This is a genomic window from Vibrio sp. T20, assembly GCF_007858795.1.
GTDB lineage: Bacteria > Pseudomonadota > Gammaproteobacteria > Enterobacterales > Vibrionaceae > Vibrio > Vibrio satsumensis.
Genome location: NZ_VFEB01000125.1, coordinates 45,781 through 58,334, shown reverse-complemented (window position 1 = coordinate 58,334; position 12,554 = coordinate 45,781). Strand labels below are relative to the sequence as shown.

9 protein-coding genes are annotated in these 12,554 nt (G+C 43.1%); 6 read left to right on the top strand and 3 right to left on the bottom strand.

Annotation, left to right across the window (positions count from 1 at the left end; genetic code table 11):
• The first annotated feature begins 43 nt into the window (after positions 1–43).
• Both FTW16_RS14655 and FTW16_RS14650 read left to right on the top strand, forming a co-directional pair.
• Positions 44–949 (top strand): LysR substrate-binding domain-containing protein, encoded by a 906-nt coding sequence (locus FTW16_RS14655; protein ID WP_010429535.1) that lies wholly within the window; start codon positions 44–46, stop codon positions 947–949.
• A 204-nt stretch (positions 950–1,153) separates the two neighbouring features.
• On the top strand, positions 1,154–1,648 hold the full coding sequence (locus FTW16_RS14650; protein WP_017059817.1) for a DUF1097 domain-containing protein: 495 nt from the start codon (positions 1,154–1,156) through the stop codon (positions 1,646–1,648).
• 188 nt (positions 1,649–1,836) lie between these two features.
• Here the strand turns inward: FTW16_RS14650 and FTW16_RS14645 are convergent, their stop codons facing one another.
• The gene (locus FTW16_RS14645; protein WP_146491607.1) at positions 1,837–3,588 is read right to left on the bottom strand and encodes an ATP-dependent endonuclease; all 1,752 of its coding nucleotides are present in this window, start codon (positions 3,586–3,588) and stop codon (positions 1,837–1,839) included.
• A gap of 238 nt (positions 3,589–3,826) precedes the next feature.
• Between FTW16_RS14645 and FTW16_RS14640 the strand changes: the two genes are divergently transcribed.
• The 4 genes from FTW16_RS14640 (at position 3,827) to FTW16_RS14625 (ending at position 9,259) form a co-directional block, all read left to right on the top strand.
• The gene (locus FTW16_RS14640) at positions 3,827–5,566 is read left to right on the top strand and encodes a bifunctional metallophosphatase/5'-nucleotidase (protein ID WP_146491606.1); all 1,740 of its coding nucleotides are present in this window, start codon (positions 3,827–3,829) and stop codon (positions 5,564–5,566) included.
• Between the two features lie 561 nt (positions 5,567–6,127).
• On the top strand, positions 6,128–7,129 hold the full coding sequence (locus tag FTW16_RS14635) for a TerC/Alx family metal homeostasis membrane protein (protein WP_048612514.1): 1,002 nt from the start codon (positions 6,128–6,130) through the stop codon (positions 7,127–7,129).
• A 313-nt stretch (positions 7,130–7,442) separates the two neighbouring features.
• Positions 7,443–7,631, top strand: a complete 189-nt coding sequence (locus tag FTW16_RS14630) for a hypothetical protein (RefSeq protein ID WP_017059812.1) — start codon at positions 7,443–7,445, stop codon at positions 7,629–7,631.
• A gap of 338 nt (positions 7,632–7,969) precedes the next feature.
• A complete protein-coding gene (locus FTW16_RS14625) occupies positions 7,970–9,259 on the top strand; it encodes a DEAD/DEAH box helicase (RefSeq protein WP_146491605.1) in 1,290 nt (429 codons plus the stop codon).
• Between the two features lie 77 nt (positions 9,260–9,336).
• On the opposite strand, the gene FTW16_RS14620 is transcribed toward FTW16_RS14625, so the two are convergent.
• Together FTW16_RS14620 and FTW16_RS14615 are read right to left on the bottom strand one after the other, a co-directional pair.
• Positions 9,337–9,894 (bottom strand): PhnA domain-containing protein, encoded by a 558-nt coding sequence (locus FTW16_RS14620; protein WP_017060062.1) that lies wholly within the window; start codon positions 9,892–9,894, stop codon positions 9,337–9,339.
• A 220-nt stretch (positions 9,895–10,114) separates the two neighbouring features.
• Positions 10,115–12,541: a VolA/Pla-1 family phospholipase gene (locus FTW16_RS14615; protein ID WP_146491604.1), complete on the bottom strand. Its 2,427-nt coding sequence runs from the start codon at positions 12,539–12,541 to the stop codon at positions 10,115–10,117.
• Positions 12,542–12,554 lie beyond the last annotated feature (13 nt).

Here is a 12,554-nt window from a genome sequence, read left to right as displayed (position 1 = left end):
CGAGCAGCAGGACATAAGTTATTAAAAGAATTAAGGATGAATTTTGCGTTATTCATTAAAACAACTCGCGGTATTTGATGCAGTAGCAGACTCCGGGAGTGTCAGTCAGGCAGCAGACAAATTGGCGTTGACTCAGTCGGCGACAAGTATGTCTCTTGCACAGTTGGAAAAAATGCTCGGCAGGCCTTTGTTTGAAAGGCAGGGCAAGCAAATGGCCCTCACTCATTGGGGCATGTGGTTAAGACCAAAAGCGAAGCGTTTACTGCAAGACGCACAGCAAATTGAGATGGGTTTCTATGAGCAGCATTTGTTGAGTGGTGAACTCAAATTAGGTGCTAGCCAAACGCCAGCGGAACACCTCGTTCCGGATCTCATCAGTATTATTGATAACGACTTTCCTGAGATGCGAATCTCGCTCGGTGTACAAAGTACCGATGCTGTCATTGATGGTGTATTAGATTATCAATATGATCTGGGTGTTATCGAAGGTCGTTGTGATGACAATCGAGTTCACCAAGAAGTGTGGTGTACTGACCATTTAACGGTGGTTGCTTCGGCTCATCACCCGTTTGCGAAGCGTGAACGAGTGAGTTTGGCACAGTTAGAGCAAGCGAAGTGGGTATTGCGCGAACACGGCTCGGGTACTCGCAAAGTTTTTGATAGCTCTATTCACCATTTAATTGGTGATCTCGATGTTTGGCGAGAGTATGAACACGTTCCTGTTTTAAGAAGTTTGGTAGCAAACGGCCCATATTTAACGTGTTTACCTTATCTCGATGTCGAGCAGTTTGTTGAATCAGGGCAGCTTGTGACTTTGAATGTTCCTGAGCTTGAAATGGAGCGTACGCTTTCATTCATTTGGCGTGCCGACATGGCAGAAAACCCACTTGCTGAATGTATTAAGCGAGAAGGTAAGCGAATGATGAAAGGCAAACGGTCGGTTCTGTAAGGTAGATTTGATAAAACACTAATAACTAAATATGTTGAATAAGCGTTTCCGGTCTCTATCTGGTGATAAATGCACATTCACGTACATTATTAATGTGATCGTGATCGTCTAAATGAAGGCGTTCTTACCATAGTATGCTTACTTGATTTTAAGTGAGGCTAAATCCGGTTGCGTTCAATGACGTAATTAGGCTTTAGAAATAGTATGAGTACATTAGTCGCGATTTCATTAACAACAGGTATTTTGTCAGGTCTTTGGGGATGGATAGCTATCTCTTTCGGCTTATTGTCATGGGCAGGTTTCCTAGGCTGCACCAGCTACTTTGCTTCGCCAACAGGCGGCGTTAAAGGACTAGCAGGAAGCTTATTGACCAACATGACAGGCGTATTCTGGGCAATGGTGATTATCGAAAGCTCAACCTTCGCAGGGTTAGAGATTTTAGGCTACATGATTACTGCTATTGTGGCTTTCTTTATGTGTATTCAAGCGAAACAAGCGTGGCTAGGTTATATCCCAGGAACCTTCATTGGTTGCTGTGCGACGTTTGCTGCAGGTGGCGATTGGCAACTTGTAGTACCATCTTTACTGCTTGGTGGTGTGTTTGGATACTTGATGAAAGCAACAGGGCTATGGCTTCACGAGAAATCGACTCAATCTTCGGAAGTTGTTGAACAACACGCTAAACAGGCAAAGGCTTAATAAATACGTTAAGAAAGCTATGGTTTAGTCACTGTGAACTCTTGCAAGATAACCCCCAATTAATTTGTATATCGATTTATACAGGCACACCATTTGGTGTGCCTTTTTTTGTTGAGGTTTTGGTTAAGGCAATAAACTAAAGATTTCATCAGTAGAGCAACTGATAGCATCTATAAAACAAATTATGCTTAGGTATTCCCGTTCGCCATGGTGATCACGCGTTTTAACGTCCACCTCAATAATAACGGAATGCATTCTTGTCCTTGGTCCTCACAATGAGAAACGATAGCTAATGCAAGGTCGGGTTTCGCGTGTTTCTTTAATACCTTCGCGACCACTTTTTTGGGAGGGATAGGATGGTCATAAGGGATCTTAACCATATCCCGGAAAAAGTTTTCAAAACCATTCATGTACAAGTAATGCTCGATGTCTCTATCTGGTAGTTCAGTGAGGCGATGTCTTGCTTGGTCTTTTCCTAACTTAGATAATACTGTTGCGGCGTATTTCTTACCTGCCGCATCTCCGTCGGTAACCACGTGCCAATCAATCCCGAACTCTTGAGCTACTTTGATTAGAGCTTTAAGCCCCGATTGAGCGAACTCTATAATTTGCACACCTTCTGCTGCAAGGTTGTAACCACATTGGTTGGCGAGTTCATTGAATAACCAAACTTCGGTTTCACCTTCAACTAATAACCAACAGCGAGCAAACAGGGCACCGGAACGGTGGAAACGAATATGAAACCCAATTCGTCTAAGTTCATCTTTACTGAAGTGATTCATGTTGAGCTGATTGGCGATGGTTTTGTCAGATTGACGTACCAAGCGACGAATTGATTGGAATGGCACTGCTGCAAGTAAATCGCCGCTATTAGTTGTAAGGATTTTCTGCATGGGTAGCTTTTGCATCAAACTCCACGCCCTTGCTAAATGGGTTGGATGTAATCGACCTTCGGGATCTTCAAGGATCAGAAGAGGACGAGCACATCGTCGTAAGTCGTTTGGCCCTTTAGCTTGCAGGTAGGCGTTAAGTAACCCCATGAATAATAAGCGGGTTTGTTTATTTTTTGTCTCTTCAACAAGTTGATGAATGCTCTTGTCGTTCGCACCAGCTGAGTAGAGTAGGCCATCCCTTTGTTTTCTAGGATTACGACGAGAAGTACTTTTGAAAGAAAAGTAGTGCTCGATTAGGCTTTGCATTGACTCTAGGCTACTGCGCATTTCGCCTTTATTGACATGGCCAGGTATCGCCATTAAGCGACGGCAGGTATTGTCAATGCGTTTTTCTATTCTTGCTTGGCGCCCATTACCATTGGTACCATTTCCGTTCGCCCCATTACCATTGCTTGTATGATTACTGCCGTTTCCATTTCCATTCGTATTGCTAGCCTGACCGTTAGTTGGGAGGTGAGCATTATGATTAAGAGACTTGCCGTTGAAAGGACGATCAAAGTGCCTCGCATCACGCAAACGGATGACGGGGTGTAAGGTCATTAATTCTTGAGCGAGCTTTTCCGAATGATGAAGCTTAAGCGGATTACCATCCAAACCTAAAAATGCATAGTGTGTGGTCGTTTCGTACTGCTCTAACGTCGCGCTTATTCGGTAATAGATGCGAAATGCGCCAAACTCATCTTGAACCCAGATAGGTTTGAGTTTGCGATAACGACCTGCGTTAAGTTCGCTCTTGTCGTTAGCTTTTAATGCGAGAACAATTTGAAGGTGTTGAGACTGTGGATGTGACACAGAGTAATCGACATGAAAATCGGTCATTTCAAAGTGATATGGTACACCGTCTGAAGGCAGTACGACGGAAAGGGCATCCAATAATGAAGACTTACCCCAAGTATTTTCACCAATAAGCGTGGTTAGCTCGTCAAACGCGAGTGACATGCGCTTGATACCTCGAAAGCCAGAAATCTCGATTCTTTCTAGTTGCATAGGCTTACTCCTAACGGAAGGCTCTGCTAATTGTTTGAAAGCTAACAGATATCTTTAATCATAATCGAAAAATACTAATCCGGTATGCTCACCTGTCACAAAACCCGTTGTTTATTAATACGGTGCAAAATGAGATTTTTGATCTATCTCGAGTATTTTTTTGCAGTGCAGTTTCATAAAATTCACGATTCTGTCATGATTCTCGACCTAGTATGAAGGGACAAAGAGAGAAGAAAATATGACTAAAAAGAATAAGCCGACAAAAATAGTGTTGGCACACATCAACGACACCCACTCATACTTTGAACCAACCTCGTTACAGCTATCACTTAAAATGAACAATCACATCATTGAACCTTATGTCAGTGCTGGTGGCTTTGCTCGAATTTCAACACGCTTTAAACAAATAGAACAAGATGCGCAGCGCCAGAAGGTTGGAACCTTGTTCCTACACGCTGGCGACTGCTTCCAAGGCACTTTGTACTTTTCTTTATTCAAGGGAAAAGCCAACGCCGATTTGTTGAACGCCCTTAATATAGATGCCATGACACTCGGCAATCACGAGTTAGACATGGGTAATGAACCCGTTGCGATTTTCGCGAAAAGAATCAAATTCCCACTGTTAGCCGGTAACTGGAATCTATCGAATGAGGATATCAATAAAACTCATACGTTAGCGGACAACGAAATTGTTAAGCCTTATCTGCCTGAAACACGAAGTGCTTCTTTTATAACGAAAGAGTTTGATGGCGAGAAGGTCGCAATATTCGGTTTAAGCATCGACAAGATGGCAGGCATCGCTAACCCAGATATCGATACACCGTTTGAAAATGCTTTGGAAACAGCAAAAGCGACCATTGAGCAAATCCATCAAGCAGGTATCAACAAGATTGTGTTACTTAGTCATCTTGGTTATGAAGCCGACTTAGAGCTAGCTGCGAATGTGAAAGGTATCGGTGTGATTGTTGGTGGCCACAGTCACCGCTTACAAGGTGATTTCTCGGATATCGGCTTAGTGAAAGACGATGACTACGGTGTAAAAATTGGTGACACCTATGTTGTGCAAGCGGGTTTCCACGCAATGAGTCTAGGCCACTGTGAAATTGAATTCGATGCTCAAGGCAAAGTGACGCACTTTAATGGTAAGAACGAACTGTTATTAGGTCGTCGACTCTTTATAGACGCGAAATTGAGTGAAGTAGGGCAAGACGACGCACATGATATGGCGTGTGAGTTTTTGAACAATCACCCCAATATTGCAGTGTGTAAAAAAGATCCTGAACTGCAGAGTATTCTTACGGATAAATACCAGCCGCGAGTTCGAAAGCTTCAGCAACAAATTATTGCTCATGCAGATACAAAACTTCGCCATGTACGTATCCCGGACGAGAAAGGCCCGAGCCAACTTGCGCCCTTGGTTGCTCAGTCATTCCATTACTTAATGAATAAGAAAGGCCATCAGGTAGACTTTGCGATCCATAACTCTGGCGGTGTAAGAAATTCACTGAATAGCGGCGATGTCTCTGTTGCCGATATTGCCGGAAAACTACTACCGTTTGCCGTACCCATTGGTGTGTATGAAGTAAAAGGTGAAACGATCGCTGGCATGCTTGAAGGTGCAATCAATAACGCGATTGATAATGGCGTCGTGGGGACGGGGTCTGGCAGTTTCCCTTATACGTACAATCTGAGGTTTTGTTACCACAAAGAAGCGCCTTTAGGGCACAGGATTCACCATCTAGAAATCCACTCTGATGAATCGGGTTGGCAGACTATTTCTCGCAAGCGTATTTACCGTGGCGCGTCGTCTGCCTACACAATGAAAGGGAAAGAGGGCTATAACGCCGTGTTGGATATGATAGGCGATGGCACGGTAACCACTGATTCTATGGCAGACTGCTTCATTGAGTTTCTGCAAGACCACCCAGAGTCTCTTCAACACATTGAACCGTTGAATTGTATGGAATGTTTTAGATAAGCGAAGCTAATACTGATGTTAAATGCTATTAACTGGGGTTATTTATAAAATTGGCATTGTTTATGCTTCACCTCTGCAGGTCGCCTTCTTGTGGAGATATGCATGGATAAGAAAGATTGGTTAGATGCGGTAGCGGTTGTCGGTTGGGTATCAGTTTGGTCAGCGTTAGTGTATTTGGTGCCAACTACAGGTTTGTAATGGTCCTACGTGCTGGATAAGATCAGCTTTGAACAGTCGCAGTATTCCCATTATCAATAAACGCTATACCAAGCGTAAGTGGAAGAAATAAAAAAGGAGCAGGTTGCTCCTTTTTTGCTTTTTCTGTGCAAATTTATATAGACGAAACACAATCAGAGGATTATTATCCACGCGTTTGGGGAGTAGTTAGCGCAAGTTTACATATCGTCATCTCGTTAGGCCAAGAGTCTATCCGGTATGTAAAGGTGAAATCCCATATTTCACTTCAACGAGACCAACGCAATCACAGTCAAGATCCGTAATGGAGCTTGATATGCTTTGTTTGCGGAAGGTCTTTGTACAGTTCTTCCGCCCGGAGGAATAATGAACTCAACTCAATCTCTATTATCTACAAATAGTGAATCCTTTTTTTCATCGCCAATCATGACGACTTATGCGGGCTTTTTCCTGCTGACCGTTATTCTCGTCTCTATTGATATCTATCAGACTCGTGGCGGCAACGTTACTATCAAAAAAGCGGCAATCTGGAGTGTTTTCTGGTTTGTACTTGCGTTTTTGTTTGCTGGCTCTATTTACCTATTTTGGGACATTTATGCGCCGAATAGTGATTACACAGCGCAAAAAGCAACCGTGTCATTCATTACGGGTTACTTGTTAGAAAAATCCCTTAGCGTAGACAACTTGTTTGTTTTTGCGATGATCTTTGCTCAATATCAAGTTCCTGAGCATCTGAGACCACGTGCGCTTCTTTGGGGTGTAATTGGTGCACTTGTGCTTCGTGCAATTATGATTGCATTAGGCGCACAGCTATTGGCTGAATACCACTGGGTACTTTACGTGTTCGCTGCGTTCTTGATTGGTACTGGTATTAAACTGGCATTAGACAAGGGTGAAGAGGAGAGTGTGAATACACTGCCTGAAAAGTTACTTCGTAAAGTGATGCCGGTAACAGAGGATTTCCATGGCCCTGCATTAATGGTTAAACAGGGTGCTAAATGGGCGTTTACTCCAATGATGTTGGTCATCGGTGCGATTGCAGTCATGGACGTGATGTTTGCATTGGACTCTATCCCTGCGATCTTTGCGGTAACACAAGAACCGTTCTTGGTTTTAGCGGCAAATGTATTTGCGTTACTTGGCCTTCGTTCGTTGTATTTTGTACTACAAGGTATGATGGATAAGTTCATCTACTTGAAACCAGCACTGGCATTCATCATGGTGTTCATCGGTGTGAAAATGCTATTGGTTGACAGTGAGTGGGCTATCCCAACTTATTGGTCGCTCGCTGTACTGATTTCGACTATGACGATTGCGGTTATAGCGTCGGTTTATGCGAAGAAGCCAGGTATTGAACAAGTAAATTAAAAACAAATATAACTTATCGAAAAGTCGATAATGAATACGTGGCTGATGAAGTGAAAAATTTATTTATGTAAATTTTCTGTGACATTGGCCACTGTTGTTTGCGGGGTATTTGTACTAAATGCATGATTTAAACACCATATTGAATTTGTAGTCACTTGATGTGCATATCTATTTCTTGGCATTGTTAATGGTTTGTTTTATTAGAAAAACTAATCCCAAAGTCTAATTTTAGTCATTTTTTAACCTACAAAAGATCACCTATTATTCTTGTCATCAGAACGAAACACATTAACAAATTTATAGAGAGGCAATCATGGCTCAAGCAGTACAAATGAATACTATCGCTGTTCCTAACTCTATGGATAAGAAGACCTACTCGGTTAACTTCAAAGGATTGATTGCACACATTTTCGATATTCTTTTCGTAGACAACTCTCCACGTAGTTACTACGCAAGCGACTTATCTGGTCACATGCAACGCGATATCGGCATTAACCGTTAATCTCAGCGTTAATATGTAAATATAGAATTTTAAGAAAACGCCAGCTTCCCAAGCTGGCGTTTTTGTATCTGAAATAAATTCTATCTCTTCGCAAATTAAGCACCTGAAAAAAAGCTTAGGCATAACGGTCTGTCACACGTCGAATGCGGCAATGATAAAGCTAAGAATGTATGCAGACGAGGTGGATACAGTGAGTAGTGACGCTCTAGCATCGATAACTTGGTTTCTGAAGGGTATTAATCGGGGAAATAGAAGCGAAAGGGCGATTTAGTTACGTAATACTGCTGAAATACGTTAATATAGCGCGCTATTATTTTAGCTTTGAGTTCCTGCAATTAATGACTAACACCACAACATCAACCAACTTCTCTGATCTTGGCTTAATCTCACCTTTGATGGCTCGTTTATCTGAGCTTGAATACCAACAGCCAACGCCTATCCAAGCGCAAGTTATTCCAAGTGTGTTAGCAGGACGCGATTTAATTGCAGGCGCAAATACCGGTTCAGGTAAAACCGCAGCATTTGCACTTCCACTGTTACAAAAGATTCATGAAGATGCACCTCTGGACCGTCGTTCAGGCAAAGGTAACTTTGTTTCTGGCCTTATCTTGGTTCCCACTCGTGAACTTGCTAAGCAAGTGGCTGACAGCGTTAAATCTTACGCTGTACATTTCAACGGCGCGATTAAAACGGTTTGTGTGTTTGGTGGTGTATCGGTAAACACTCAGATGCAGGCGCTACGTGGCGGCACTGATATTTTGGTAGCAACGCCAGGTCGTCTGCTTGATCTCATTTCAAGCAACGCAATCAAGCTAGACAAAGTAAAAACGTTAGTGCTTGATGAAGCCGACCGAATGCTAAGCCTAGGTTTTACCGAAGAACTTGATGCAATCTTGAAGCTATTGCCGAGCAAGAAACAAACATTATTGTTCTCTGCGACTTTCCCAGAGCAAGTTCAAACGCTTACTCACGAACTACTAAGCGATCCCATTGAAGTTCAACTTCAAAGTGCCAATGCGAGCACACTGGTTCAACGTGTATTTGAAGTAGAAAAAGGTCGCAAGACAGCGTTACTCGCACACCTAATTCAACAACACGAATGGCGCCAAGCTCTTATCTTCGTAAATGCTAAGAACAGCTGTGAGCACTTAGCAGACAAGCTTTACAAGCGCGGCATCATCGCTGAAGTATTCCACGGTGATAAAGGGCAAGGTTCACGTACTCGTATCCTTGAAGATTTCAAATCTGGCGAGATTGACGTTCTTATCGCGACAGACATTGCGGCACGTGGTCTGGATATTGAGAAGCTGCCAGTAGTAATCAATTTTGACTTACCGCGTAGCCCGTCAGACTACATGCACCGTATCGGCCGAAGTGGTCGTGCGGGCGAGGTTGGTCTTGCGCTATCTTTGATCGATCACGAAGATTACCACCACTTCAAAATCATCGAGAAGAAGAACAAAATTCGTCTTGAGCGTGAGCAAATTGAAGGCTTTGAAGTGGATGAAGAAGCGACGGCTGAACTTATCGCAGCACTAAAACCTGTTGCGCCACCGGCTGGCACAGGTAAAAAGAAGAAAAAGAAAAAAGCACAAACCAATCAAGATGTTTGGTTAAGAAATAACTAAATTGAAAACAGTTAGATAGTAGATACAAGAAAGGCGCTCAATTGAGCGCCTTTCTTAATTCAAACAGTAAAAAGAAATTACTTCTTACGGCAGAACTCAGCGATTACGTACATTGATTGACCACCGTTTGTTTTACCAGAAACAAGCTTAGGATCATCACCAACGCTGATACCACGGATAACAGTACCTTGCTTAATCACTTGGTTAGTACCTTTGATTGGCAGGTCTTTAATTACTGTTACGTCGTCACCTTTCTTCAGTTCAACGCCGTTCACGTCAAGAGGCTTGTCATCAGCAGACATACCAATTTGTGCCCAAACTGACGTTTCTTCTTCAAGGTACATCATGTCTAGCGCGTCTTGAGCCCAGCTTTCTGTGTTCAGACGAGTTAGTTGACGCCATGCAGTTACTTGAACTGGCGCTTCCTGGCTCCACATGCTGTCAGTCAGACAACGCCAGTGGTTGATATCTTTAGGATCGTCAATCTCACCAAGACATTTGTCACATACCATGATGCCGTGATCCACTGTTACGTGGCTGTGTGGCGGCACTGCGTATGCAGTAAGAGAAGAATCAGAACCACATAGTTCACATTTAGATTGGCAGCGTTCTAGCATAGTAGCTTCAGAAGACATAATGGACTCACATTTATTAGGTATTAAATTTACGGGGCTATTATCCACTTTATTTGCAATAAAGAAAGAGGTCGTACGGTATTCTGTCTTGATTAATTTTAGCTGAGATCAACCATTTGTGTTTTAAAGGTTTATGCAAACGGTTAACTAGGGGACGTGTTCGAACGACAGATACAAAAATGCCAGCGATTAGGCTGGCATTTGGTTCAGTAAGGAAAAGTTATTGTTCCAATACTGCTCCATTAATTGAGACTGCTGATAAAGCGTTGTTTACCAAGAAATCTGTAGCTTGTGTCTGCATGCTAATGTGATGGTTTAAATCTAGTGGCATAGGTGTAGTGTCATCTTGAGGAGCGACAAATGTACTATGCGATGCCACATCACTAAACTTAACAAAATCTTTAGTGCCGTTTGGTGTTGTATTGCTCGCATCTACCACAGTTAAGCCAAGTTTCGTAGCGAGCGGTGTTGTACCAGCAAAAGGTGCATCCGCAACAGTATTTGGCACTGTTTGGTCGTCTTGTGCTTGCCCCATATAAATAGGCATCTGAGTAGAAGCTGCTAGCAAGTAATCAGTATTAGTGTATGGATCAATAGTGTCTAACACGGTTTGTGCCGCATAAGAGAACTGTTGGAATGCTGCGGTCATGGTTGCTTTTTGTGCCGCAGTTGCATTACTTTCAAACGTGTTGTAACAAACTTGATCTGTTAACCCTATACAGTTAGCACTAGCGAAGCTTGCGTATTCAGTAGAAGCGCCTAGTGCAACGTTATGCTTAACTTGTGGGCCAAAGAATGGTGAACCCAACAAAAGGTTAGATATTTGTCCGCCAGAGTTTTCAATAGCTGCAGCACTGAAGCTATATAAAGCATCGGCAGTAGCACTACCTAACGTACGGTTAGATGATGCAACTGCAGTTGTTCCAACAATACCTCCTAATGAATGACCTAAAAATTTAACCTGTGAGCCAGCAAATGCTTTCAAAGGTGAACTAGCAAGTAAACCAGCTTGCAAAGAAGCAGTTAAAGAAGCTCTTAAGCCCATGACGTCGAGTGCACTTTGACGAACGTTGTCGCGAGCTACAGGTAGGTTAGCGAGATTCAAATAAGCCAACACATCTGCGTTTGCTGAACGGGTATCATCTAGACTGCGCGTACCATGTATTGGCAAGTCAATTGCGATAACAGCAACGCCAGCTCTCGCTAAGTTGTAAGCGAACGCATAAGCATTTTCTTTAGCAGAGGTTATACCGTGTTGGTAAATAACCACATCAGTAGGATCTGCACTATCAGGTGTAAATAACAAAAACTCTATAGATTCTAATGATTTTACCTGAGGAACTGGAGAGTATTTCGTTATAACTCTTTCGCTATCAAGCGGTGAGCCATCTACTAGAGTAAGGTTTAGGCCAACCAGTTTGAGCTGTTCTGTTTGGTCAGTCGCTAATACACTAGTATCGATACCTGCAGCAACTAATTGAGCGGCCATGTTAGCTTGCTCGTTAGCATCACTTAAAGCACTTGAAACTTTTGCTAAGCTAGGCATACCCGATTCGAATGGCTGTGAGTTCCATTCAGTAGCGCTTGTTTCTAGATAATAAGGTAATTGAACAAAACCTTGAGTCACATCTACGTTGTCTGTCGCGCCATACAAGCCATTAATCGCGCCTTTCAAGGTTGCGATAGTTGTCGCGTCGCCGCCGGCAACATACTTATCAAAGTCAGTATCGTTTGCTAGCGCTGTTTTGAACAATTCTGTAGCACCAAACTGCATCGCATAAGCTGTCGACAGGTCAACAGAGTTAGGGTTTGCGCTCCCAGTCCAAACGCTATTAAGGTTGGCTGCAGCCAACCCTGTAGCTGTTGCCGCTTTGGTAGCGAAAAGGGAGTCACCAACAGACTCAGTCGTAAACCACGTCGAATAGATAATATCTTTCGTATCAAGAGTAATAGCGCCTTGAGCGTTCGCTCCAGCGAAGATCTTTTCAACACCTTGGGTGACTTGCTGCGCTTGAGCGAGGCTACCTTCGGTGTAAATTACAGCACTTGATTTCAGCGCAGCGTAACTTGCCGACATGCCAACAGGATCGCCATTAACGTCCGTTAGTTCATTTGATAGCGCCAATACATATTCACTTGAAGCATCTAAGGAATCATTGAACACAATTGTAAATGTGTCAGTTGAGGCGCTAGATAGAACGTTAAAATCAGTGCCTAGAGTCAATATTCCAGCGACACTTGGTGCATTTTCAGAAGTGAGTGAGCCACTAAGCTTTAATAGGTAAACCCCACCAGTAGCTACGCCGTCCGCTAAACCCGTACCTTCAAAGTCCATGATGATTGGCATTGAAGTTGACCAACCATCCATTGTATTCATTGCTGCGATAGGGTTGGTTAATGAATCATCACCGCCAGTCGGCAAGCCAAGTGTACCGTCGGTAGCATCCATCAACGCGAAACTAGGAAGAGGAACAGCAATATCAGCACCCGTTAATTGAAACTTGATGCTCGTCGCTTGTGCGAGTGAATCTTGAATGTATTGCTCATATTGAATCGCTGTTGAAGCACCTGAACTCGAAGAGTCATCACCACAACCAGCAAGAAACATTGCTGAAGCGAGCAGCGAAACATTAAATAACTTTTTCATGTTTTAATTCCGT